Source organism: Streptomyces sp. NPDC001634, assembly GCF_040298185.1.
Classification (GTDB): Bacteria; Actinomycetota; Actinomycetes; order Streptomycetales; family Streptomycetaceae; genus Streptomyces.
Genome location: NZ_JBEOZU010000056.1, coordinates 40,660 through 62,279, shown reverse-complemented (window position 1 = coordinate 62,279; position 21,620 = coordinate 40,660). Strand labels below are relative to the sequence as shown.

General features: G+C 71.1%; 28 protein-coding genes. 10 read left to right on the top strand and 18 right to left on the bottom strand.

The genetic code is table 11. The annotated features are described in order from the left end of the window. Window positions 1-45: 45 nt before the first annotated feature. From ABT186_RS31035 to ABT186_RS31025, 3 genes are all read right to left on the bottom strand, one after another. Window positions 46-1,998, bottom strand: coding sequence for an APC family permease (locus ABT186_RS31035; RefSeq protein ID WP_351927867.1), 1,953 nt, complete (start codon window positions 1,996-1,998; stop codon window positions 46-48). 266 nt (window positions 1,999-2,264) lie between these two features. Continuing rightward, window positions 2,265-2,756 carry a nuclear transport factor 2 family protein gene (locus tag ABT186_RS31030; RefSeq protein WP_351927866.1) on the bottom strand — a complete coding sequence of 164 codons (492 nt, stop codon included), beginning with the start codon at window positions 2,754-2,756 and terminating at the stop codon, window positions 2,265-2,267. A 256-nt stretch (window positions 2,757-3,012) separates the two neighbouring features. Further along, window positions 3,013-3,258, bottom strand: coding sequence for a hypothetical protein (locus tag ABT186_RS31025; protein ID WP_351927864.1), 246 nt, complete (start codon window positions 3,256-3,258; stop codon window positions 3,013-3,015). A gap of 61 nt (window positions 3,259-3,319) precedes the next feature. Between ABT186_RS31025 and ABT186_RS31020 the strand changes: the two genes are divergently transcribed. Further along, window positions 3,320-3,715 (top strand): luciferase domain-containing protein, encoded by a 396-nt coding sequence (locus ABT186_RS31020; protein WP_351927862.1) that lies wholly within the window; start codon window positions 3,320-3,322, stop codon window positions 3,713-3,715. Between the two features lies 1 nt (window position 3,716). Here the strand turns inward: ABT186_RS31020 and ABT186_RS31015 are convergent, their stop codons facing one another. Continuing rightward, the gene (locus ABT186_RS31015; RefSeq protein WP_351235705.1) at window positions 3,717-4,148 is read right to left on the bottom strand and encodes a PaaI family thioesterase; all 432 of its coding nucleotides are present in this window, start codon (window positions 4,146-4,148) and stop codon (window positions 3,717-3,719) included. A 65-nt stretch (window positions 4,149-4,213) separates the two neighbouring features. Between ABT186_RS31015 and ABT186_RS31010 the strand changes: the two genes are divergently transcribed. Together ABT186_RS31010 and ABT186_RS31005 are read left to right on the top strand one after the other, a co-directional pair. Then, a complete protein-coding gene (locus ABT186_RS31010; RefSeq protein WP_351235703.1) occupies window positions 4,214-4,663 on the top strand; it encodes a MarR family winged helix-turn-helix transcriptional regulator in 450 nt (149 codons plus the stop codon). Window positions 4,664-4,666: 3 nt separating this feature from the next. Then, window positions 4,667-4,807 (top strand): hypothetical protein, encoded by a 141-nt coding sequence (locus ABT186_RS31005; RefSeq protein ID WP_351235702.1) that lies wholly within the window; start codon window positions 4,667-4,669, stop codon window positions 4,805-4,807. Window positions 4,808-4,816: 9 nt separating this feature from the next. Here the strand turns inward: ABT186_RS31005 and ABT186_RS31000 are convergent, their stop codons facing one another. Further along, window positions 4,817-5,299, bottom strand: coding sequence for an inorganic diphosphatase (locus ABT186_RS31000; RefSeq protein ID WP_351235700.1), 483 nt, complete (start codon window positions 5,297-5,299; stop codon window positions 4,817-4,819). A 155-nt stretch (window positions 5,300-5,454) separates the two neighbouring features. Here ABT186_RS31000 and ABT186_RS30995 point away from each other — a divergent pair, with 155 nt between their 5' ends. Both ABT186_RS30995 and ABT186_RS30990 read left to right on the top strand, forming a co-directional pair. After that, window positions 5,455-5,919: a TIGR03668 family PPOX class F420-dependent oxidoreductase gene (locus ABT186_RS30995; RefSeq protein WP_351235698.1), complete on the top strand. Its 465-nt coding sequence runs from the start codon at window positions 5,455-5,457 to the stop codon at window positions 5,917-5,919. Window positions 5,920-5,961: 42 nt separating this feature from the next. Beyond that, window positions 5,962-6,387: a CBS domain-containing protein gene (locus tag ABT186_RS30990; RefSeq protein WP_351927860.1), complete on the top strand. Its 426-nt coding sequence runs from the start codon at window positions 5,962-5,964 to the stop codon at window positions 6,385-6,387. 25 nt (window positions 6,388-6,412) lie between these two features. Here ABT186_RS30990 and ABT186_RS30985 read toward each other — a convergent pair whose 3' ends face one another. From ABT186_RS30985 to ABT186_RS30965, 5 genes are all read right to left on the bottom strand, one after another. Then, window positions 6,413-6,712 carry a hypothetical protein gene (locus ABT186_RS30985; protein ID WP_351927858.1) on the bottom strand — a complete coding sequence of 100 codons (300 nt, stop codon included), beginning with the start codon at window positions 6,710-6,712 and terminating at the stop codon, window positions 6,413-6,415. Between the two features lie 128 nt (window positions 6,713-6,840). Next, complete coding sequence (locus tag ABT186_RS30980) at window positions 6,841-7,842, bottom strand: M48 family metallopeptidase (RefSeq protein ID WP_351235693.1); 1,002 nt, start codon at window positions 7,840-7,842, stop codon at window positions 6,841-6,843. Continuing rightward, entirely contained in the window at window positions 7,839-8,477 is a 639-nt protein-coding gene (locus ABT186_RS30975) for a hypothetical protein (RefSeq protein WP_351927856.1), read from the bottom strand. The genes ABT186_RS30980 and ABT186_RS30975 overlap by 4 nt, the downstream gene beginning before the upstream one ends. Next, the gene (locus ABT186_RS30970; protein WP_351927854.1) at window positions 8,393-8,734 is read right to left on the bottom strand and encodes a hypothetical protein; all 342 of its coding nucleotides are present in this window, start codon (window positions 8,732-8,734) and stop codon (window positions 8,393-8,395) included. The genes ABT186_RS30975 and ABT186_RS30970 overlap by 85 nt, the downstream gene beginning before the upstream one ends. A 392-nt stretch (window positions 8,735-9,126) precedes the next feature. Further along, a complete protein-coding gene (locus ABT186_RS30965) occupies window positions 9,127-10,380 on the bottom strand; it encodes a putative hexosyltransferase (protein ID WP_351231804.1) in 1,254 nt (417 codons plus the stop codon). 517 nt (window positions 10,381-10,897) lie between these two features. Here ABT186_RS30965 and ABT186_RS30960 point away from each other — a divergent pair. After that, window positions 10,898-11,386 carry a phosphatase domain-containing protein gene (locus tag ABT186_RS30960; RefSeq protein WP_351231806.1) on the top strand — a complete coding sequence of 163 codons (489 nt, stop codon included), beginning with the start codon at window positions 10,898-10,900 and terminating at the stop codon, window positions 11,384-11,386. 13 nt (window positions 11,387-11,399) lie between these two features. Here ABT186_RS30960 and ABT186_RS30955 read toward each other — a convergent pair whose 3' ends face one another. The 5 genes from ABT186_RS30955 to egtA all read right to left on the bottom strand — a co-directional run bounded on the left by ABT186_RS30955 (window position 11,400) and on the right by egtA (window position 16,194). Beyond that, entirely contained in the window at window positions 11,400-11,615 is a 216-nt protein-coding gene (locus ABT186_RS30955; protein WP_351231808.1) for a dodecin, read from the bottom strand. A gap of 199 nt (window positions 11,616-11,814) precedes the next feature. After that, complete coding sequence (egtD, locus tag ABT186_RS30950; protein ID WP_351231810.1) at window positions 11,815-12,777, bottom strand: L-histidine N(alpha)-methyltransferase; 963 nt, start codon at window positions 12,775-12,777, stop codon at window positions 11,815-11,817. After that, window positions 12,774-13,565, bottom strand: coding sequence for an ergothioneine biosynthesis protein EgtC (gene egtC / locus ABT186_RS30945; protein WP_351927852.1), 792 nt, complete (start codon window positions 13,563-13,565; stop codon window positions 12,774-12,776). Before egtC ends, egtD begins: the two co-directional genes overlap by 4 nt. Then, on the bottom strand, window positions 13,565-14,881 hold the full coding sequence (egtB, locus tag ABT186_RS30940) for an ergothioneine biosynthesis protein EgtB (protein ID WP_351927850.1): 1,317 nt from the start codon (window positions 14,879-14,881) through the stop codon (window positions 13,565-13,567). Before egtB ends, egtC begins: the two co-directional genes overlap by 1 nt. Beyond that, the gene (egtA, locus tag ABT186_RS30935) at window positions 14,878-16,194 is read right to left on the bottom strand and encodes an ergothioneine biosynthesis glutamate--cysteine ligase EgtA (protein ID WP_351231816.1); all 1,317 of its coding nucleotides are present in this window, start codon (window positions 16,192-16,194) and stop codon (window positions 14,878-14,880) included. The genes egtB and egtA overlap by 4 nt, the downstream gene beginning before the upstream one ends. Before the next feature lie 298 nt (window positions 16,195-16,492). On the opposite strand from egtA, the gene ABT186_RS30930 reads away from it, so the two are divergent. After that, complete coding sequence (locus ABT186_RS30930) at window positions 16,493-17,308, top strand: TIGR02452 family protein (protein WP_351927848.1); 816 nt, start codon at window positions 16,493-16,495, stop codon at window positions 17,306-17,308. 24 nt (window positions 17,309-17,332) lie between these two features. Here the strand turns inward: ABT186_RS30930 and ABT186_RS30925 are convergent, their stop codons facing one another. After that, the gene (locus tag ABT186_RS30925) at window positions 17,333-17,779 is read right to left on the bottom strand and encodes a type II toxin-antitoxin system PemK/MazF family toxin (RefSeq protein WP_351927846.1); all 447 of its coding nucleotides are present in this window, start codon (window positions 17,777-17,779) and stop codon (window positions 17,333-17,335) included. A gap of 50 nt (window positions 17,780-17,829) precedes the next feature. Further along, a complete protein-coding gene (locus ABT186_RS30920) occupies window positions 17,830-18,018 on the bottom strand; it encodes an antitoxin (protein WP_351231822.1) in 189 nt (62 codons plus the stop codon). Between the two features lie 147 nt (window positions 18,019-18,165). On the opposite strand from ABT186_RS30920, the gene ABT186_RS30915 reads away from it, so the two are divergent. Continuing rightward, window positions 18,166-18,861 carry an alpha/beta fold hydrolase gene (locus ABT186_RS30915; protein WP_351231824.1) on the top strand — a complete coding sequence of 232 codons (696 nt, stop codon included), beginning with the start codon at window positions 18,166-18,168 and terminating at the stop codon, window positions 18,859-18,861. Window positions 18,862-18,897: 36 nt separating this feature from the next. On the opposite strand, the gene ABT186_RS30910 is transcribed toward ABT186_RS30915, so the two are convergent. After that, window positions 18,898-19,821, bottom strand: a complete 924-nt coding sequence (locus ABT186_RS30910; protein WP_351927844.1) for a LysR family transcriptional regulator — start codon at window positions 19,819-19,821, stop codon at window positions 18,898-18,900. Window positions 19,822-19,963: 142 nt separating this feature from the next. Between ABT186_RS30910 and ABT186_RS30905 the strand changes: the two genes are divergently transcribed. Further along, entirely contained in the window at window positions 19,964-20,284 is a 321-nt protein-coding gene (locus ABT186_RS30905) for a muconolactone Delta-isomerase family protein (protein WP_351231837.1), read from the top strand. Window positions 20,285-20,403: 119 nt separating this feature from the next. Then, window positions 20,404-21,567: a YbfB/YjiJ family MFS transporter gene (locus ABT186_RS30900; protein WP_351927868.1), complete on the top strand. Its 1,164-nt coding sequence runs from the start codon at window positions 20,404-20,406 to the stop codon at window positions 21,565-21,567. Window positions 21,568-21,620 lie beyond the last annotated feature (53 nt).

Here is a 21,620-nt window from a genome sequence, read left to right as displayed (position 1 = left end):
CCGCGGGATCCCGCGGGACCACGGCCCCTGACATGTGTCCCGGGTTCAGCCGACGTGAACCCGCGGCCGCCGTTTGCGGTCCGGCTCCGCCTCACGCAGGACCTCGCGGGTCACCGGTGCCACCTCGCCCTGGCCGAAGAGGAAGAAGCGCAGGAAGTTGGTGAACGGGTTGCCCTCGGTCCATTCGAAGTAGATGTGCGGGGTGCAGCCGGTCGTGTTGCGGACGTGCAGCATGAGCGCGGCAAGGGCGTTGGGGATGGAGGACGACTCCAGGGTGAGCACCCGGTAGCGGTCGTGCAGGACCTCGCCGCGTACGTGCAGACCCGCCTCGAACTCGGAGGGGTCGCCGACGGTCACCTCCACGAAAACGAAGTCGTCCTGTGCGGTGATGTCGTTGTCGGCGCGGATCTGCTCGATCTTGGCTCGGTACTCGGCGATGTCCCGGGTCTCGGGCTCATTGGCGATGAAACGTATCTTCCGGCTGGCGATGTCCCGGACGAAGCGTTCCGCCATGTCGTCCAGCGTCACGCTGGTCACGCGCAGTTCGAAGGCGCGGGCGAGCCGGGAGAGCAGCGAGACGAGGATGATGCCGGCGATGAAGCAGGCGCCGATCTTCGCACCGTCGGGGCGCTCGATGACGTTGACGACGGTGACGTACAGGAGGACCGCCGAGACGATCGTGAAGCCGATGGTCCATCCCCGCTGGGCCGCCTTGCGGGCGGCGATCGTCACCGCGATCGCCGCGGAGGACATCAGGACCAGTACACCGGTGGCGTAGGCGCCGCCCTGGGCGTCGACGTTGGCGTCGAAGATCCAGGTGACCAGGAAGGCGACCAGGGTGAAGACGATGACCATGGGGCGCACGGCGCGGGCCCAGTGCGGGGCCATGCCGTAGCGGGGGAGATAGCGGGGCATCAGGTTGAGCAGCCCGGCCATGGCGGAGGCGCCCGCGAACCACAGGATCGCGATCGTCGAGATGTCGTAGATCGTGCCGAAGGTGTTGCCCAGGTACTCGTGCGCGAGGTAGGCGAGTGCGCGGCCGTTGGCCTGGCCGCCCGCCTTGAACTCGTTCTCCGGGATCAGCACCGTCGTGATGAAGCTGGTGGCGATCAGGAAGACGCTCATGATCAGCGCCGCGGCCGTGAGCAGCTTCTTCGTGTCCCGGATCCGGCCCGCGGGCTTCTCCTCGGTGTCGCCGGGATCGCCCTGCACATGGGGCATGACGGCGACACCCGTCTCGAAGCCGGACAGGCCGAGGGCCAGCTTGGGGAAGACGAGCAGGGAGACGCCGATCATGGCGAAAATGTTTCCGTGCTCGGTGGTCAGGGCGCTGGTCCAGTCGGTGACCACGTGCCCGGCGGTGACCACATGCCACATGCCCACGACCACCACGACGGCGTTGAGTCCGAGGTAGGCCACCACCAGGGCGACCGCGACGCCGATGGCCTCCAGGAAGCCCTTCAGGAACACCGCACCGAGCAGGGCGACCAGGATCAGAGTGATCAGCATCTGCCGGCCGTGCAGGGTGCTGGTGAGGTGGGGGTTCTCCACCAGGTGGGTGGAGGCGTCGGCGGCCGAGAGGGTGATGGTGATCAGGAAGTCGGTGGCGGCGAAGCCCAGCAGGGTCAGGACGAACAGTTTGCCCTGCCAGAAGGACAGCAGCCGCTCCAGCATGGAGATGGAGCCCTCGCCGTGCGGGCTCTCCTCTGCCACGCGCCGGTACACCGGCAGGGCGCCTGCCAGGGTGACGATCACGAGTACGACGGTGGCGATCGGGGAGAGCAGGCCGGCGGCGAGGGCGGCGATACCGGGCTGGTAGCCGAGGGTGGAGAAGTAGTCGACACCGGTCAGGCACATCACCCGCCACCATCGCTGACCCTGGTGCGCGGGTTCGGGCTCCGCCTGCTGATCCTGCGGGGTGCCCTTGCCCATGTCGGACAGCCCCTCCAGCATCCACGTCCGCAATCGGCTCGCAGGTGGGTGTTCGGTGGTGGCCATGGGCGTGCTCTCCTGGCGTACGGCTCGGTGCGGGAATCGGCCACCACACGGATGGCCGCACCAGCGTAAGCGGAGAGTGACGCCTCACCCATGGATGAGGGGGGCCGGTCGCGTCAATCTTCCGTTAAGAAAGGTCGGGCGGCGGCAGTGCTGCATCAAGCTCGTGCCAGGAACACATCAAAGGCGGTGTCTCAGACGGAGTGGAAGGCGGTGCGGGGGTGGGCCGGCGAGCCGCGAAGAGGCGAGGAGGAACACCCAGCGTTACGTCACTGCCCCGTGCCATGGCCGCCACGGACCTCCTGCTCCCCGATGCCCAGGGGCGGCTGCCCCTTCGTCCAGATCGGCCGGACCGTCACCCGGCTGAAGCGCCAGCCGTCCGCGCCGCGGCGCAGCTCGGCCTCGAAGCGGCCGCCCACCGTGAAGAGGGGGTCGGCCACGTCATCGCGCTGATTGAGCGTGGCGTCGTGATGTACGTGGGTCATCAAGGCGTTCCATGAGGCCTTGGCCCGCTCGGCTCCGGCGTCCGCGTCCGTGACGATCCCGGTGGCGATGTGCTGGGTGCGGGCATAACGCCCAAGGGCCTCCTCGGTGGCGCGGACCGCATCGGCTCCGTGGGACGTCCCCAGGGGTGTCTCCATCCGGGTGTCGCGGGTGACGAAGCCGTCCGCCCACCCGGCTGTGAACCGCCGCTCGTCCAGTGCCAGGAAGAAGCGGTGGACGAGCGTGCTGATCTCTGCGTGATCCGTCTGTGTCGTCATGAGCAGAGGCTCGTGCCTCAAGTGCGCTTGAGGTCAAGCCGGGAGGGGGCTCGACATGTTCTGTCGATCCGGCCCAGGCCTCATGTGTCGGCCGGCCGGTTTTTTCCAGGTCCAGTGAACGCTGGATCCGGCGCCGCGTGGTCTGCTTCTGGCCACCGTCCTGCGGGCCCGTACCGACGTGGTGGTGTGCATGCTGCCGTACCGGCTGAGTGTGTGAGGTCGGTGGGACGTACGGGGACGCCGTCACCTGGGCTTCCTAGCCGTCTCGGGCCGGGCAGCCGGTCTCGGTGTCGTCGCCACGGGTGCGGCCGTGTCGGTGCGCATCACCGCCGAGCGGCTCGGTCGGATCATGGGCGCCGCCGGACTCATCCGTGAACTCGGCGACGTCGGCGGGCCGTTGCTCGTCACGATCATCGTCACGCTCACCCACGGCTGTGCGGCCCTGGCCGCCCTGCTCACCACCGTCCGGTCGATCGCCCTCGCCCCGTCCGGTCAACCTCACGTCCCGGTTACGGATCCCTCAACCTCTGGTGGCGAGCGAGTGAGGAGACGACGATGGGACCATGAATCTGGCCCAGCGCGCCCTGGAGCGGCTCACGGACTGGCCCGACCTCACGGCGGGACCGGCCAGTTGCGGCACGGGGCGGGCGCTCCGCTCTCCGCACAACGAGATCGTCCACTTCCACACCGACCACGAGGCGGACCTGCATCTGACCAGCGGGGCCATCCAGCGCATCTCCGGCGACCTGGCGGAGTCGACCGCGATCCGTATGGTGCCCGGCTCACGATGGGTGACTGTGCACCTCGACTGCGATGCCGACGTCGACCTGTTGCTGAGCCTGGTGAGCATGGCGCTTCAGGCGCACCAGACGTGGCCCCATTCCGGGAACTCACCCTCATCGTGCAACTTCCATCACGTGACGGTGCTTTCACGCGACCGAGAGGGCGTGGGCGGCTGACTCACGCCGCGTTCGCGGACTCCGTCACCGCGATCGTGCCCTGGGCCACCGCGCACATCTTCTCCGCGCCGGTGCTGTCGACGGTGGACAGATCGCAGCGGCAGACGACACGGGTGCGGCCCGCCCGGACCACCTGGCCGTGGGCGCGCAGGATCTCGCCCTGGGCCGGCCGCAGAAAGTCGATGGCGAAGCCGGAGGTGATCAGCCGGTTGCCGGCGACGGTCCCCGCCGCGAAGGCCAGCGCGTTGTCCGCCGCGTAGCTGAGCACTCCGCCGTGTACGGAGCCGTACTGCTGACGCAGTTCGTCGCGGATGTCCAGCTCCAGCATGGCCTCGCCGTCGCCGAAGGCCACCAGTCGGGCGCCCAGGAAAACACTGAAAGGCTGCGCCTCGAGCACCTTCTGGGCCAGTGCCAAGTCCAGGACGTCGTTCACGGGCACCTCACTTCACTGGTGAAGTGAGCATGGCGTCCGCCGGGAGTGTCTGTCAACATCGGGCCATGCCCGAGCCCGACCAGCGTCTCTTCTTCCTGCTGCAGCGAGCCGCGCACCGGCTGCGCACCGATGCGGACCGGCGTCTGCTGGCCGCCGCAGGGATCACGACCGCACAGCTGGGCGCCCTGTTCGCGGTCCACGACCAGCCGGGCCTCACCCAGCAACAGCTCGCGCAGGCCCTCGGGCTGCGCGAATCGGCGGTCACCGGACTCGTCGGACGGCTCACCGCCGCCGGGCTCGTCGCCAAGCGGGCGCATCCGCGCGAACACCGGGCCGTCGTGCTGGAGCTGACCGAGGACGGGAGCCGCGTGCTGCGCTCGGCCCGGCCGGAGATCGACCGCTTCAACGCGGAGCTGCGTGCCCTGCTCGGCGCCGACGGATTCACGAGGACGGCCGCGGCCCTGCACGATCTCGCCCACTGGGACGACACGGCCCGCCCAGGGCCCGAGGGCTGACAGGTGCTCGCGCTCACGGGCGGCACCTTCGGCCCGGTGCGGGGCGTGCCCGCCCTGCCCGGAGTGGCGGTGCTGGGCCTGCTGGTGTGGCTCCAGGCCTTCGCGCTGATCCTGCCGGCCGTCACCGGGATGCGCCGCTCGTGAACGCGGTGGTCAGCCCTCGGTGAGCCGCCGACGGGAGGCCTCGATCTCCGCGTACGCCTGGTCACGGCCCTCCCAGTGGGAACCCTCGACCGACTTGCCGGGCTCCAGGTCCTTGTAGACCTCGAAGAAGTGCGTGATTTCCAGCCGGTCGAAGGAGGGGACGTCGACGATGTCCTGCACGTCCGCGTAGCGCGGGTCGTGGGCCGGGACACACAGGATCTTCTCGTCGGGGCCCTTCTCGTCCTTCATGACGAACATGCCGACGGCGCGGCACTCGATCACACAACCGGGGAATGTGGGGTCGCCGACCAGGACGAGGGCGTCGAGCGGGTCGCCGTCCCGGCCGAGGGTGTGGTCGATGTAGCCGTAGTCGGCCGGGTACTGGGTGGACGTGAACAGCATCCGGTCCAGACGGAGCCGGTGCAGTTCATGGTCCATCTCGTACTTGTTGCGCGATCCCTGGGGGATCTCCACGATCACGTCGAATTCCACGACGGCCTCCTTGCCTGGCAGGGGCTGCCCATGTCTTCGGGCGGTGGACCCGGACAAAGTGCGAGACGGTGTAAAGAGCCGGACGCCGGATACCCGGCTGCGGCTCGTCGGCGGCCGCCCCTCGGTGAGACGGGCGGCAGGGAGGAGGAGCGGCAGTGCCGCGGATGGCAGAGGACGAGGCACGGCGGCGGTTCACCGCGGCCCGGGTCGCGCGGCTGGCGACGGTGGACCCCGAGGGACGCCCCCACCTCGTACCGGTCGTGTTCGCCCTGCGCGACGACGGAGGGATCGTCATGGTCGTCGATCGGAAGCCGAAGAGCTCCCAGCGGCTGAAGCGGCTGCACAACATCGCCGTGACTCCGGCCGTGTGCCTGCTGGTGGACGCGTACGACGAGGACTGGGAGCGGCTGTGGTGGGTACGCGCGGACGGAGGCGCCCGGACCGTGCCGCCCGGCGCGGACGCCGAGCAGGACCGGCACGAGTACGCGTCTGCACTCGCCCTGCTGACGCAGAAGTATCCCCAGTACCGGGACAACCCGCCGGATGGACCGGTGACCGTGGTCACCGTCCACCACTGGAGCGGCTGGCACGCCGCTCCGGACCCCGACGCGGCCTGGTGAGAGGCCGCGCAGTACTCCCACCGGACGATCCGGGAGGCTCTCGTGAGCAGGCAGATACGTGACGTGATGCACCGTGGCGCGATCGCCGTCGAGCCGATGACCTCCGTGGCCCGGGCGGCCCGCCTGATGCGTGAACAGGGCGTCGGCGACGTCCTGGTGACGTACGACCGCGACCTGTTCGGTGTGCTCACCGACCGCGACATCGTGGTCCGGGCGATCGCCGAGGACCGCGACCCGAACACCACGACCGCGGGCTCGGTGTGCACCCGTCCCCCGGTGGTGACACTGACGCCCGACGACACGACCGACCACGCGGCCGAGCTGATGCGCCGGTACGCCGTACGCAGGCTCCCCGTCGTGGAGAGCGGCGGCTGCCCGGTCGGCATCGTCAGCCTGGGCGACCTGGCCGCAACGGAGGACCCCCAGTCGGTCCTGGCGGACATCAGCAAGGCCGACCCCAGCGGTTGAGGGCGCCTCAAGGCACTCAAGGCACTCAAGGCCGGGGATCGGGTCCCGTCATCTCGTCGACCGAGGTGGTCCGGCGCCGCCGGTGCGCTCGCGGACTCTTGTGCCGGGGGTGGTGCGTCGCCGCGCTCACCGTCGTGGCCAGACCCAGCGCGAACAGGAGCGCCAGGGCGAGACCGGCGCTGAAGATCGCGAGCGGGTTCATGGCGGCGATGCTGTGACCGAGCACGGACACCGTGTAGTCGGGGCCGCCGGACAGGTTGCCTTCGATCGCCAGGGCGGTGAAGGCGCCGGTGGCCGCGAGGAGGAGCAGTCCGATGAAGAGCATGCGAGTCATCTCCCCAGAGAGTTCCGACACCGCTCCGGGTACCCGCGCCGGTACGGGCCAGACAGGATCGCCTGGTCCTGTGCGGCGGCAGCGCAGGCCGAAGCGGTGCCGGGTCCGTACCGGGTGTCTCAGTCCTTCGGCAGGCCGTCGAAGAGGCCGCGGGCGCCTGTTTGCCGCCCCAGTCGGCCCAGGCGGCCGACCGCCGTGCCGCTGCCCGCGTCGAGGGACGTCCGGCGCCGGGCGTCGTTCAGGCCCTGGATGACCTTGCCGGACACCGATGCCGATTCGCCCCGCAGGGGGTAGTCGCCCTCATGGACGATCCTTCCGTACTCCCCGTCCCGTACCCAGCGGTCGAGTTCCGCGGCACGGACCACCAGCAGGGGATGGTCGGAGGAAGGCATCAGCCACTTGACGATGCGGTTGCGCAGCCCGGTGGTGCCGTCCTCGAACTCGGCGGCCTGTTCCAGGAACGCCCGGGGATTCATCTCCTCGGTCTGCTTCCCGCCCGCGAGCTTCATCAGCGTACGGACGGCCACCTCCAGGTCCTGTCCGACCAGCAGCCCGGCGCGGTCGCCGGAGAGCTCCGACTTGCGCGCCCAGTCCTGGAGGGCCAGCTCGATCCCCTTGACCACCAAGGCTCCGCCGGGAACTCCGGACAGACCACTCGCGCCGACGGACGCCAGGAACCATGCCAGGCTCTCGTAGAGGGCGTGGCCGGACATCGCGTGCCCCAACTCGTGGCCGATGACGAAGCGGACCTCGTCATCGCTCATGTCGTCGATCAGATCCGAGCCGAGCACGATGAAGGGCTTGTCGAACCCGATCGTCATCGCGTTGAACCCGACGCTGCGGTTGACATAGAGCTGGGGCGGGTCCGCCACGTCCATGGTGTGCACGGCTTCCGTCATCACCGCGTGGAGTCGGCGGAACTGGGTGTCGCCCACCTTCACTGCGGAAGCGAGGTGGTGCATCCGCACGATGGCCTCGGTGGTGGTGCCGACCGCCTTCTTGAGCACCAGGTCGAAGCCCTTGGCCTTGCGGACGGTCGACAGCGCCGCCTGGGCGAGCGGATGCTCGTAGGCCTCGGACGAGATTCCGGGATAGCTCACTCGGGGCGGGGATGCGTTCACGGCTCTTGGCCTCCTGGGAGTGGCAGCAGGAGGCATATCCCGCCGCCGCGCGTCGAGTTGCATTCGGGGCAGGTCACCGGCAGGTGTGCGACCGCGACGGTGGTGCCCGCTTCCGTACGCCCGACGGGCGTCAGCAGGACGTGCCACTCCCCGGCCACCGTCCGTAGGTCGTCGTGCAGCGGGTCGGGGGCGGTGTCGTGGGCGGGAACGGGATTCAGACTCAGCACGGCGTGCCGGGTGTACCGGTTCACCGGCGATGTGGCGTTGCGCTTGTCGCGGCCGAAGGTCGCCGCGAACCGTACGGTGCGCCACAGGCGGGCCACGAGGCCGGGGCGCGGCGGGTCGACCCGAAGAGTCCCGGCCGGCGCGCCCCGTCGGCTCAGCCGCGCCTCCCGGGTGCCGTCGGGCTCCTGCGGCCGCCAGTCCAGAGGCAGACGGCACTGCCAGGAGCAGTCCTGCTCGCCGTCGGGTCCGGTGGAGCAGCCAGGCGAGAACAGGACGAGCGAGCCGGGAGCCGGAGCCGCGCCGGTGGTCGGGGCCGGGGAGAGGTTCAGGTGTTGCGGTGCGGCCGACCGCCGCGGCGGCGTCCGAGCAGAAACAGCAGGGCCGCTGTCGCGCCCACCAGGGCTGCCCACACCAGCTGGGTGTCCCCCCGGGCGGCCGGACTCCGCCCTGAGGCTTTTCCCCCGATGGCCACCGGCACCGTACCGAACCTTCCCTCCGGTGCGTCGGCCAGCACGGCCAGCCGTTCGCCGGGTTCGGGGCGCGGGAGCGCGTCATGGTCGGGCAGGCTGTTGAGTACCAGGGCCCGCCCCGTCGTGGTCCCGTCGAGCAGGGCGCCGGCGTGGGCGACGAACACGGTGCGCGCTTCGCCCCCTCCGATCCCCGCCACCCATGCATCGGGGAGCTCGGACGGGTGCCGGGGCCGTGGGCGAGCGGTGTGCGCCGAGGCTCCGCCCGTGTCCGCGAAGCGGCGTGCGGCCCCGTTCGGCGGCGTGAAGGCCGGCGGCCACGGCCGTGAACTCGGTCCGGAGGGTCTGACGGCCTATCAGCAGACGCAGACCGTGTACCGACAGCGGATGCCGGCTGCCGGAAGCTGTGCGGGTGCCCCGGACCGGCAGGGCAGGGGTGGAGCCCGGCTCGCCTCGGCGCCCCACGGTGACCTCGGTCGGCTTGGGGACTGCCGGCAGCGGGACAGGCCCGGCTCCCGACCGGCACCGGGCCGCCGCTGCCGCCGTACCGGTCAAGCCGTCGCGTCGACCGGCAGGCTTCCGGCCGACGGGATCACAGCGGCGTGGGGTTACCCGCCATCAGGTAGGTCCCGTAGGCGACGGAGACGAAAACGAGGGACGCGCCGAGCAGAAAGGCCTTCTTCGGCCGGGTCCTCCAGGTCCGCGCGAAGGCCAGTGCGAGCGGGATCAGCAGGGGGAACGCGGGCACCAGGAAGCGCGGCTTCGACGCGTACGGGCCGGAACCGCCGACCGTGACCAGGAGCAGTATCCCGGCGTAGACGATCAGCGCCAGTGGGACGCGCTCGAAGCACAGCAGGCAGAACAGCAGGACGGCCGCCGCGACGATCACCAGCGCCATCGGGTAGACGACCCGGCCGCCGTGCAGGAGCAGCCCCTTGAGGAAGTGGAGCGAGCCGAGACCGAAGTCGAAGCGGGAGTCCCAGGCGCGCTGCACCGTGAAGTAGCCGCCCAGCAGATCGCCGGTGTGGTCGCCGACCCACAGGACGAAGCCCACCCAGCCGAGGGGGGCGATCGCGGCGCCGATCCACAGCCCGACGGGAACACGCCCACGCCATCTGATGATCTCGTGCACCGCCACGATGCCCAGCGCCGCGGCCACGGCGAAGCCGGTGGGCCGGGTGAGGCCCGCGAGGGCGGCCAGCGAACCCGCCCACAGCCAGCGCCCCTTGAGCACGGCGTACAGCGACCAGGCGGCGAGTGCGGCGAACAGAGGCTCCGTGTACGCGATGTTGAGGACGACGGAGTGCGGCAGGGCCCCCCACACGCCGACGAGCGCGGTGGCGACCGCTCGTCCGTACAGATGATGGCCGATCGCATAGATGCCGTACGCTGCCGCCCCCGCGGCGGCCCAGGCGATCAGCAGGGCGGCGGAACCAGGAGTGACCGGAAGGACAGTGTACAGGGCGCGGATGAGTCCCGGGTAGAGCGGGAAGAACGCCCAGTCCCGCTGGACGGCGCCGGTGGTGGGGAGGATGTGGACGTAGGTGCCGTAGCCGGACCGGGCGATGTGCTGGTACCAGGCGGAGTCCCACGAGTGCGCCAGTCCCTTGAGCAGCGGGTGGCCGGCCATGTGGTTCACCACGGCGATCGCGGCGATACCGGCGACGCGGATGGCGGCGAACAGGGCGAGTGCCGGCCCGGCGCCGGGCAGGAGCCGGCTGAGCAGGGGGCGACGGACGCGCGGCCCGCCGCCCCCGGTTCGTTTGGGGACGGTGACGGGCGCTAGTGCGCTGACGCCTTGACTCGTCGGTGCCGGCGCGTGGTCCGCAACGTGAGGATTGGCCATGGTTGGGTCATATACCACTGCTGTACGAGAATCCGTCGTGACTCAGTGCTGAAGTCGGTGAGTTGTACTCAGGGAGATGGATAAAGGCCTGGTCAGAGGGTTAGGGCGAAGGTGCCGGTCACCCCTTTGTGGGTGGCGTTCCCCCGTTCGAGTGGCACTGGTCCGCCCCGTACTACTTGCATACGTAGTGAGCGCCCATGTCGTCGGTGACGCGTCCCCGTTTCGACCGGCTTTCACTGCCCACCGCGTACTGCACGACCGACGGAACGATCCTGCGGGTGAACGCCGCCATGGCGGGGGAGTGGGGCATGCCGGCCGGCCCAGATGACCGTCGACCCGGTCAGCGAGACATCGGCCGACGCGCCCAATCTGCTGGCGCCCGGTCTGTGGCCGCCGGAGCCCGCGCGGCCGGGCGGCTGAGGGAAACGCGCGCGGAGCGAGGCAGGCCGTCGCGAGGGCCGGTCACAGCCCGCCCCCGGGTCACTGCCGTCGCCGAGGCGCTCTCTAGAGTTGCCGCGTGACGAACAACAGCAGACCGGTCGCCGTATTCGATCTCGACAACACCCTCGCCGACACCGCGCATCGGCAGCGTTTCCTGGAGACGAAACCGCGTGACTGGGCCGCGTTCTTCGCCGCAGCGCCGCAGGACCCGCCGCTGGTGGAGGGCACGGCGCTGGTGCGGAAGAGCGCGGAGGACTGCGAGATCGTCTATCTGACCGGGCGGCCCGCGCGCTGCCGGCGCGACACTCTTGACTGGCTTGCCGCCCATGGGCTGCCCCAGGGGCGTCTTTACATGCGGTCCAACGGCGACCGCAGGCCCGCCCGCGTCACCAAGCTGGAGATTCTCCACGAGCTGGCCCGCGGCCATGAGATACGCGTTCTCGTCGATGACGACGAACTCGTCTGCCAGGACGCCGAACGGGCCGGTTTCACGGTCGTACGGGCCCGCTGGGCGTCCTCCTCCGCCGTGCTGAAGGACGCCCAGGAGCGTGAGGGGCGTGTGTGAGGCCCCGGTGCGGTCACTCGCCGTCCTCGAGGCGGAAGCCCACCTTCAGACCGACCTGGTAGTGCTTGATCTGCCCGTTGTCGATATAGCCCCTGACCTGCGTGACCTCGAACCAGTCCAGGTTGCGCAGGGTCTGTGAGGCACGGGCGATGCCGTTGCGGATGGCCTGGTTGACGCCCTCGGGCGAGCTGCCGACGATCTCGGTGACCCGGTAGGTGTGATCGGTCATGTTTGCTGCTCCTCTCCGCGTGGCGGCTATGTCACACGTCACTCCACCGTGCCGCATGGCACGGCGGGCCGCGAGACATCGGGGGCTGACCACCCTCGCCCCGGCGATCGCGGGCGAGGCGGGTGGCGCGGTCATGGCGGCGGGCGCCGCGCAGGGCCGGGCGACACCCGCCTCGCCTACCTGGGCCGCGGTCGAGGTGTCAGCGGGCCATGCTCAACGACAGTGCGAACCTGCCCTCCTCATCCGTCCACCAGTGCGTCAGATCCAGCCCCGCAGTGGCCAGTTCGTGACGTACTCCGTCCTCGCGGAACTTCGCCGACACCTCCGTGCGCAGTTCCTCACCCGCCGCGAAGTCGACCGCCAGGTCGAGTGCGGGGATCTTCACGGTCTGCGCCGAACGTGCGCGCAGCCGCATCTCGATCCACTCGTTCTCGGCGTCCCACAGGGCCACGTGGGCGAACGCGTCGACGTCGAAGTCGGCGCCCAGCTCACGGTTGACGACCGTCAGCACGTTCTTGTTGAACTCGGCCGTCACTCCGGCCGCGTCGTCGTACGCGGCCACCAGTACCGACTCGTCCTTCACCAGGTCGGTACCGAGCAGCAGCGTGTCCCCGGGTGCCAGCAGGGACCGTACGGACTTGAGGAACGTCGCGCGCTCGGCGGGCACCAGATTGCCGATCGTGCCGCCCAGGAACGCGACGAGCCGCGGCCCTGGGGTGCCCGGCAGGGTGAGGCCGCCGGTGAAGTCGGCGATGAGCGCGTGGACGTTCAGGCCGGGCCGCTCGTCGATCAGCGCGTGCCCGGCCTGGGTCAGGGCGCTCTCGCTGACGTCGACCGGCACGTATGTGTGCAGTCCGGTCAGCGCGTCCAGCAGGTACCGGGTCTTCTCGGACGAGCCGGAGCCCAGCTCGACCAGTGTGCGCGCGCCGGTCACGGCCGCGATCTCCCCGGCGCGGGCGATCAGGATCTCCCGCTCGGCGCGCGTGGGGTAGTACTCCGGCAGTTCGGTGATCTTTTCGAACAGGTCGCTGCCGTGTGCGTCGTAGAACCACTTCGGCGGCAGTGTCTTGGGCGTGCAGGTGAGGCCGTGCAGCACGTCCGCGCGCAGCTCGGCGTCCGTGGCGTCCTCGGGCAGGGTACGGGTGAGAAGGAACGGGCTCACGTGCTGGGCTCCTCGGGGGGTGCGGATGCCATGTGGTCGCGCAGGTCCTTGAGCGGGGTCAGCAGGACGTCGGTGCGGGTGGCCGCGAGCAGCGTGCGGTCGGGCACCTCCTGCCACTGCGGGTCGTCGTCGTACGGTTCGGAGGCCACGATGGTGCGGCGGCCGGGCTCGGTGAGGTACCAGAGGGTGTCGCCCCACGCGGTCGCGGTGATCGTCCCGCCGTTGACGAGCAGCAGGTTGAGCCGGGAGCCGGGGGCCGCCGCGGCGACCTCCAGCACCGTGTCGGCCAGCGCCTGCCCCTCCTCGTCCCCGGCGCGCAGCCGGCTGAGCACCAGCGCCCAGACGAGCGCCGAGTCGCAGCGTGCCTCCAGTGACAGCAGTTCGGCCGGCGGCAGGGACTGTGCGAGGGCGGCAAGCGATCCGGGCCATCCGGTGATGGCCCCGTTGTGGCTGAACAGCCAGGTGCCCGCGGCGAACGGCGCCGCCGCGGCCTCCCCGTCGGCACTGCCCACGGTCGCGTCCCGGACGGCGCCGAGGAAGGCGCCCGAGCGTACGACCCGCGCCAGATCGGCGAAGGACTGATCGCCCCAGATGGGCCCGGCGCGGCGGTACCGCGCCGGTACCGGATCCCCCTCGGCGTACCAACCCACGCCGAAACCATCGGCGTTGACCGTCCCGTACCGCTGCCGCCGCGGTGCCCACGACTGCCGGTACAGGCTGTGCGGGGGTTCCACGAGGCGCAGGCCGAGCGGCTCCTCGGGTCCCAGGAAGGCGAGATGACGGCACATCAGGCGTCCCGGGCCGTGCGGAAGCCGGAGAAGATCTGCCGCCGGATCGGATAGTCCCAGTTGCGGAACGTGCCCCTGCAGGCCACCGGGTCCACGGCGAACGAACCGCCGCGCAGCACCTTGTACTCCGGCCCGAAGAACACTTCCGAGTACTCCTTGTACGGGAATGCGGTGAACCCCGGGTACGGCAGGAAGGCGCTCGCGGTCCACTCCCACACGTCACCCATCAACTGCCGTATGCCGAGCGGTGACGCACCCGCGGGATAGCTGCCGACCGGCGCGGGGCGCAGATGCCTCTGCCCGAGGTTGGCGTGCTCGGGCGCCGGGTCGGCGTCGCCCCACGGATAGCGTCGGGAGCGGCCCGTCTCCGGGTCGTGGCGGGCCGCCTTCTCCCACTCGGTCTCGGTGGGCAGCCGGCGCCCCGCCCAGCGCGCGTACGCGTCCGCCTCGTACCAGCAGACATGCAGTACCGGCTCGGCGGGCGGTACGACCTCGGTGACGCCGAAGCGCCGGCGCAGCCACTGCCCGCCCTCGCGGCGCCAGAACAGCGGGGCGTCGATGCCGTGCGTGCGGATGTGAGCCCATCCCTCCGGGGTCCACCACCGCTCGTCGCCGTAGCCGCCGTCCTCGATGAAGGCCTGGTAGGCGGCGTTCGTCACCGGGGTGGCGTCGATGTGGAAGGCGGGAACCACACGCTGGTGCGCGGGCCGTTCGTTGTCCAGCGCCCACGGCTCGGTGGAGGTGCCCATCGTGAACGGGCCACCGGGTACGAGCACCTCGGACGGACCGGTGTACGGCGGCACGGGCTCCGGATCGGGTGCCGTGAGCGCCTGCGGCCCCTTGCGGAGCTGATGGGTGATCAGCATCGTCTCGTCGTGCTGCTGCTCGTGCTGGGCGATCATGCCGAAGGCGAAGCCCGCCTCCGTCAGGCGATGGCCCTCGAACGGCGTGCTCTCCAGCACGTCCAGGGCCCGGCCGCGTACCTCGGCGGCGTAGCGCCGGGCCTCGTCGGGCGGCAGCAGCGGCAGCGAGGGCCGTTCGGCGCGCGGGTGCTCGAAGGCGTCGTAGATCCCGTCGATCTCGGGCCGCATGGCCTCGCGCCTCGCGACGGTGCGCAGCAGCCACAGCTCTTCCTGGTTGCCGATGTGCGCGAGGTCCCAGGCCAACGGCGACATCAGCGGGGAGTGCTGGGCCATGAGGTCGGGGTCCTCGACACAGGTGGTCAGGAGCGCGGTCCGCTCGCGGGCCGTGGTCAGCGCATCCAGCGCACGCTTCCGTATCTGATGGGGGTCGATCGGTGACCGTTCGTCGGTCATGTGCGGATGTCCTTCCCGTGGAACCGGGTGTCCTCCCCGCCGGAACGGGTGTCCTTCCCGTGGAACTGGAGAAGCAGATCGTCGGCGGGGCAGCGGCCCCGGGCCACATAGCGGTCGGTGAACTCCGCGACGGCACGCCGGACGTCGTCGGTGGCGCCGAGCCGGGGCAGCGCCTCGGCCGCGGCCGCGAAACAGACGACGGCGGCCTCGTGCAGCTCGGGATCGGTCAGACCGTCGCGGGCCGCGGCGACCCACAGCGGATTGCACGGAGCGGGCCGCGCGTCCGCCCGCTCCGCAAGGGGCTTCACCGTCCGGTAGGCGGTCTCGGCGGCCTCGGGGTCGTCGAAGAGCGCGGTCGTCACGGCGAGCGGCACGATCCATCCGTCGTCGCCCGGCTGGGCGTCGATCATGCGGAGTTCGAGGTGGCCGCGGGGCCGGACCGGCGGGAACAGGGTCGTGAGGTGGTAGTCGAGGTCGCCGCGGTCCGGCGGGTCGGCGGACCGCATCCACTCCCGGAAGGTCATGCCGTCCGGCACGCGCCACGGACCGGTCTCCGCCCGGACGCACATCACCGGTGCGTCCATCACATGCCGGGCCCAGGAGGCGCGCGGGTCGCCGTCCAGGAGCGGAGCGCTGCTGCGCCCCGGATCCATGGCGGTCCACAGCGACTGCCGTGTGGAGCGCCAGCCCGTGGGCCGGCCCCGGGACAGCGGGGAGTGCGCGAACGCGGCGACCAGTACGGCCCCCAGCTGGTGCGCCAGCCACCAGCGCCGTCCGACCCCCAGCGGGCCGGGCTCCTCGTGACCGGCGTCCAGGCAGACCTGGACGGAGGCGGAGGAGCACATCATCGACCGTCCCTCGGGACCGGTGCGGTCGAGGTAGGACTCCATGGCGTCGTAGCGCGGTTCGCGGAGATAGCGTCGCGGGGGGTTCCACGGATCTTGGCCGTAGCCGCTGAGCCCGATACCCGCCGGGTCGAGCACGGCGCGCACCGCGTCGAGGTCGGCGGAGACGGACCCTATGCACTCCATCAGGGAGGCGGCCGGAGGGGAGCTGAGCTCCAGCTGGCCGCCGGGTTCGACGGTGAGCGTCGAACGCAGGGGCAGGGTCCGCAGTGCGGCGTAGGCCGCTCGGAGACGCTCTGGTGGTACCGGGAGCCACGGTTTCCGCAGCTCGTGGACGAGCCATTCCACTTCGACGCCGAGGGAGCGCGGTGGCCCGGTCTTGAAACAGATGCCGCGGACCAGCGCCTCCACCTCGGCCTCGGTGACAGCGGAGCGGGGCTCCGTACAGTCACTCACCGAATCGGACATGTCGGGATCCTCCTGAGATTCCACCATGCCGCCGCCCCGGTATCGATGGGCCGGGTCGGCAACGCTCGTCCCACCCAAGACCCTCAAGCGCATTCGCACAAGGGTGCATATCGTTCCCTTCCGGACTACTTGTCGGCTGTACTCCAGATCGAGGACGGTGGTTTCGGGGCCGGGAAACTCTGTTGCGGCGTACGACCAGCATCGCTCACCATGCGTTCATGAGCACGACGGGGGAGATCGGCGGTGCGTCGGGAGGGACCGCGCGCCACGCACTCGCGGCGCCCACGGGGGTGGCGCCGTGAGCGCGCGCCTGCGCGGGATCGCACAGCAGACGGAGGAGATCGTCGCGGCGGGGAGCTACCGCACGTCCGACGGGCGTACGGTGACCATCGCCGCGGCGGTCGAGGCCGCTCGCGCCGCCACGCGGATGTTCGGACCGGACCCGGTGGAAACACCGCAGGCCGCACCCGTCGGCACGCTCTTCGAGGTCACCGGGGAGAGCAGTCTGGAAGCCGCCCGACGTCTCACCGCCCGTTCGGGTGAACCGGTGGCCGTCCTGAACTTCGCCTCCGCGCGCAACCCGGGCGGCGGCTTCCTGAACGGGGCGCAGGCCCAGGAGGAGGCCCTGTGCCGTGCCTCCGCGCTGTACACGTGCGTCCGCGAGATCAGGGAGTTCTACGACCACCACCGGGCGCACCGCGACCCGTTCTACACGGACCGGGTCATCCATTCACCCGCCGTGCCCGTGTTCCGCGACGACCGCGGACGCCTGCTCGACGAGCCCTACGCGGTCGGCTTCCTGACCGCGGCGGCGCCGAACGCCGGCGTGGTGCTGAGCAGGGCGCCGGAGCGCGCCACGGAGCTGCCCCGCGCCCTCGCTGCGCGGGCCGAGCGGGTCCTGGAGACGGCGGCCGCCTGCGGCTACCGGCGGCTCGTACTGGGTGCATGGGGCTGCGGGGTGTTCCGGAACGACCCGGCGCAGGTGGCCGGGGCGTTCCGCGAGCTCCTGGTCAAGGGGCGGTTCGAGGGGTACTTCGGGGAGGTCGTCTTCGCCGTGCTGGACCGCACTCCCGGTACGACGACACGGGCCGCGTTCGAACGAGTCTTCGCATAGGTCCCCGCCCCCTGACCTCGGGTCTCAGTTCCAGCCGTACCGCTCCCGCAGCCGGTGCACCACGAGGTTGAACCGCATCCGGTCGAGTGCGCACGCCTCGCGCCGCATGCCGTCCTCGTGCAGCCGCAGCACGCGGTCCACGTCCACCCACGAGTCGCGCCCCGACCGGTCCCAGGGCCCGCTGCCTATCGGCACCCACTCCCGGTCGCCGTCGTGCCGCTTGCTCGACAGCTGCACGGCGAGCAGCGTGCCGGCCGCCTCACGGGCGACCACGAGCACGGGGCGGTCCTTGCCGCGCCCGTCGTTCTCCTCGAACGGCACCCACGTCCAGACGATCTCCCCGGGGTCGGGGTCGCCGTCGTGCGCGGGGGAGTACTCGGTCCGCACCCGCCCCACCTGGCGGGGGTCGGCTTCGGTGGTCGCGGAGGGTCCGTAGCGGCCGGGGACGTCTTCATCGGTAAAGGCAGTCACGCGGCACACGGTAGAGCCTCCCGGCGCGCACGCGGACGCAGCCCCCGTGATTACGGCTCCGGAGGGGTGTCCTTCTCCTGCTGGGACCGCAGCTGCTCCCTGAGTGCGTCCGGCCCCTTGTCGACCTGACCGGACTTGCCCCGGGTCTTCTCGTCGACGGCTTCGCCGCCCTTGTCGATGCCCTTGCCCGCCTGCTCGTGGCCCTTCAGCATCTGCTTGAGCCTGTCCATCACGGACATCGTGCCCTCCTTGCGGTCTTCCCCCTCCTACCAGGATCGGGGCGCCTCGGCGGAGGTGCATCCGCTCCGCCGGCGGCACGGCCCTCGCGTTTCGGCTGCTGGTGAACGGCGGTCGGCGGGACCGGGTTTGCGGCATAGCCTCCGGACATGGTTGATCACCACTCGGTCGATGTGGGAGGCATCCGGCTGGCCTGTCAGGTGTCGGGCCCGCCGCTCGCCCCGCCGCTCGTCCTGTTGCATGCCCTCGGCGAGGACGCCGGTACCTGGGACGAGGTGGCGCCGGTCCTCGCCCACAGCCGGCGGGTGTACGCCCTCGATCTCCGCGGGCACGGCCGGAGCGACTGGCCGGGGGAGTACTCCCTCGAGCTCATGCGTGCCGATGTGCTCGGGTTCCTGGACGCCCAGGGACTCGGCACGGTGGACCTCATCGGCCATTCCCTGGGCGGGGTCGTGGCCTACCTGCTCGCCCAGGACCATCCGCAGCGAGTGAGCCGGCTCGTCCTGGAGGACGTTCCGGTCCCCCGGCCCCGCCGGCCGACCACCCCGGCCCGTCCGGACGGCGACCTGACCTTCGACTGGGAGATGGTGCTCGCCGTCAGGCGGCAGCTCGACCGGCCTGATCCCCGCTGGCTGGAGCGGCTCGGCGAGATCACCGCCGAGACCCTCGCGCTGGCCGGCGGCCCAGGGAGCCATATGCCCCAGGAGGGCATCGCCGAACTGACGCGCCGGGTTCCCCGCGGGAGCGTGGTCACCATCCCGGTCGGCCATCTGATCCACCGGGAGGCGCCCGAGGCATTCACCGCGGCCGTCTCGACGTTCCTGGCTGCAGGGATTTCGAGCTGAGGGGCTGTCACCGCCCGTAGGGGGTGCAAAGGGCGGTCACCGCTTGTAGGGGTCGTCGTCCGGCAGCCAGGCGTCCGGGGCGTTGATGCCGAGGTCGCCGACGCCCTCCGTCAGGGCGTCGACGACCGCCCGGACCGCGGTGCGCTCCTCGCCGCCGCGCCAGACCAGGGACCAGGTCCAGTAGACCTTCGGCCCGATCAGGGGGCGCCGGACCAGGTCGGGCGGGAGCGGAGTGGTCTGGCCCTTGGGGGAGTTGACGACCGGGCGGCGGCTGCGGCGGACGTGGTCGAAGAACGCGGGGCCGGTGATGCCGCCGTCGGAGATACGGACCGTTCGGGCGCCGGTTTCCCCGGACAGCCGCTGGGCGAAGTCGTTCCAGGACGCCCAGGACGTGGCGTCGTCGTCGAGCAGAACCGTCGTGTCCTGCACCCGTACGTCGCTGTCGTCCGCGCCGGTGGACACGGCGTACAACCGGTCGGCGCCGATGAGCCGGGCCTTGAGGCCCTGTCGTGCCAGGTCCTCGGTCCGCACCCAGCACACGGCGACGTCGAGACTGCCGTCCGCGACCCGGGCGGCCTGGGTGTGGGAGGGCGCCACCCAGGCGTCGACGTGCAGTTGGGCCACCGCGGCGGTGCGGGCGGCCAGGTCCGGGGGCAGCCAGTTGACGTAACCGAGCCGTACCGGCTCCGAGCCGCCCAGACGACGGGCGCGGCGCTTGAGATCGTCGGCCCGCTCCACCAGATCACGGGTGTGCGGGAGCAGGGCCGCGCCCGCCGGAGTCAGCGATACGGAGCGCCGGTCCCGGTCGAACAGCCGCACGCCGAGGTCGCGTTCCAGCGCCTTGATCTGCTGCGACAGGGAAGGGCCGGCGATCAGCAGCCGCTCGGCGGCCCGGCCGAAGTTCAGTTCCTCGGCGACCGCCAGGAAGTACCGCAGTTGGCGCAGTTCCACGCGCGCCATGCTACGTCGGTGGGAGGCCGCGCCTCTCAGCAGCAAGGCAGCCGGTCGTGGCGACTGCTCAGGTGACAGCTCCACGATGGAACCCATGGCACCCGCCGGCGTGCCCGCTCCCTCGGAGCGCGCGGCTCCTTGGAGGAAGACGATGCGAGAGTTCCTGGTCGAGATCACCACCACCGTTCCCGAGGGCACCAGCCAGGAAGAGGTCGACCGCCGGCGCGCCGCCGAAGCCGTACGCGCCGGGGAACTGGCCGCCACCGGCAACCTCGTACGGCTGTGGCGTCCGGTCGGCGAGCTGCGCAGCTACGGCATCTGGCGTGCCGCCGACGAGGAAGAGCTCCATGAGAAGGTGCTCGGCACGCTGCCGCTGCGCCCGTGGATGACCCTCACCGTCACCGCACTGGAACCCCACCCCAACGACCCGGGGCCCACCGACGGCCCCGCTTCCCCCACGAGTGCGTCATGAGTGCGCGTATCCAGCGCCCTTCTCCCGCCGGAACCGCCACCTCACCCGCCGCGACAGGCACCTCACCCCGCTCGCCCTGGGTCCATGTCGCCCGGGCTGCCGCGGCGCTCGCCGCCGGCATGGGCGTGGGCCGGTTCGTGTACACCCCGATCCTTCCTCTCATGCACACGCAGGCCGGGCTGTCCGCGGGCGCCGGCGCGAGCCTGGCCACCGCCAACTACATCGGCTACCTCCTCGGCGCCCTCTCCGGCATCCTCGTCCCCGCACTGGTCCGCTCGGCCTTCGTCCTGCGCTGCTCACTCTTCGTACTGACCGCCACCCTGGCCGCGATGCCCACCACGCACAGCACCGCCGCGTGGTTCGTACTGCGTCTGTCGGCCGGGATCGCCAGCGCCCTGATCTTCGTCATCGCCGTCAGCTCCCTCCTCAGCCATCTCAGGGAGCACCCCGCCCACCTGCCCGGCTGGGCCTTCGGCGGAGTCGGCGCGGGTATCGCCCTGTCCGGGCTGCTGGTCCTCGCGCTGCGCACCGGCTCCGACTGGCAGACCGCCTGGTGGGCCTCGGCAGCGCTCTGCGCGGTCCTCGCCGCCGTTTCCTGGACCCTGTGTCCCGAGGAAGCCCCCGCACCCACCGGGACCGTGGCGGCCGCCAGGCCGAAGGTGCGCACGCACCGCTGGTTCAGCGCCCTGTTCGTCAGCTACACCCTGGAAGGCATCGGCTACATCGTCGCCGGCACCTTCCTCGCCGCCGCAATCGGACAGAGCTCCGCGGGCTGGGTCGGCAGCGGCGCCTGGGTGCTGGTCGGTCTTGCGGCCGTACCGTCCTCGGCGGTGTGGGCCCGGCTGGGACGCCGCTGGTCCCGCCCCGACCTGCTGGTCGCCGCGCTCGTCATCCAGGCGGTCGGGATCGCCCTGCCCGCCCTGACCGGCGCAGTGGCAGCGGCGCTGATGTCTGCCGTCCTCTTCGGCGCGACGTTCATCGGCGTCAGCACCCTCGCCCTGGCCGCGGGCGCCCATCTGCGGTTTCCCCGCTCAGTCGCCCTCCTGACCGCCGGGTACTCCGTGGGCCAGATCATCGGCCCCCTGGTTGTCGCCCCGCTGCTCCGCCACGGCTACCACCAGGCCCTGATCCTGGCCGCCGTCGTGGTCCTCACGGCTGCCGTCGCAGCCGGTGTCCTGCGCATCGGTTTCCCGCACCGCATGGGGACCGTCGTCCGGCATGGCGTCCCCGGACCGCGCTGCGCGCCGGCGGACGGCGCTCCGGCCTCGACCGACCGCTCCTGACGCAGCCGCGCTACTGTCGGGCTGTTGGAGCGTCCGCTCAGCCGACGTACTGC

Bases quoted from the DNA above. Each gene is read 5' to 3' on its own strand.
- ABT186_RS30910 (WP_351927844.1), bottom strand. From the start codon at position 19,821: ATGGCGCGCGTGGAACTGCGCCAACTGCGGTACTTCCTGGCGGTCGCC.
- egtA (WP_351231816.1), bottom strand. From the start codon at position 16,194: ATGTCCGATTCGGTGAGTGACTGTACGGAGCCCCGCTCCGCTGTCACC.
- ABT186_RS30920 (WP_351231822.1), bottom strand. From the start codon at position 18,018: ATGTCCGTGATGGACAGGCTCAAGCAGATGCTGAAGGGCCACGAGCAG.
- ABT186_RS30905 (WP_351231837.1), top strand. From the start codon at position 19,964: ATGCGAGAGTTCCTGGTCGAGATCACCACCACCGTTCCCGAGGGCACC.
- ABT186_RS30955 (WP_351231808.1), bottom strand. From the start codon at position 11,615: ATGACCGATCACACCTACCGGGTCACCGAGATCGTCGGCAGCTCGCCC.
- ABT186_RS30915 (WP_351231824.1), top strand. From the start codon at position 18,166: ATGGTTGATCACCACTCGGTCGATGTGGGAGGCATCCGGCTGGCCTGT.
- ABT186_RS30985 (WP_351927858.1), bottom strand. From the start codon at position 6,712: ATGCTCTTCATCGGACTGCTCCTCCTCGCGGCCACCGGCGCCTTCACC.
- ABT186_RS30965 (WP_351231804.1), bottom strand. From the start codon at position 10,380: ATGGCCAATCCTCACGTTGCGGACCACGCGCCGGCACCGACGAGTCAA.
- ABT186_RS31035 (WP_351927867.1), bottom strand. From the start codon at position 1,998: ATGGCCACCACCGAACACCCACCTGCGAGCCGATTGCGGACGTGGATG.
- ABT186_RS31010 (WP_351235703.1), top strand. From the start codon at position 4,214: ATGCCCGAGCCCGACCAGCGTCTCTTCTTCCTGCTGCAGCGAGCCGCG.
- ABT186_RS31030 (WP_351927866.1), bottom strand. From the start codon at position 2,756: ATGACGACACAGACGGATCACGCAGAGATCAGCACGCTCGTCCACCGC.
- ABT186_RS31020 (WP_351927862.1), top strand. From the start codon at position 3,320: ATGAATCTGGCCCAGCGCGCCCTGGAGCGGCTCACGGACTGGCCCGAC.
- ABT186_RS30900 (WP_351927868.1), top strand. From the start codon at position 20,404: ATGGGCGTGGGCCGGTTCGTGTACACCCCGATCCTTCCTCTCATGCAC.
- egtC (WP_351927852.1), bottom strand. From the start codon at position 13,565: ATGTGCCGTCATCTCGCCTTCCTGGGACCCGAGGAGCCGCTCGGCCTG.
- egtB (WP_351927850.1), bottom strand. From the start codon at position 14,881: ATGACCGACGAACGGTCACCGATCGACCCCCATCAGATACGGAAGCGT.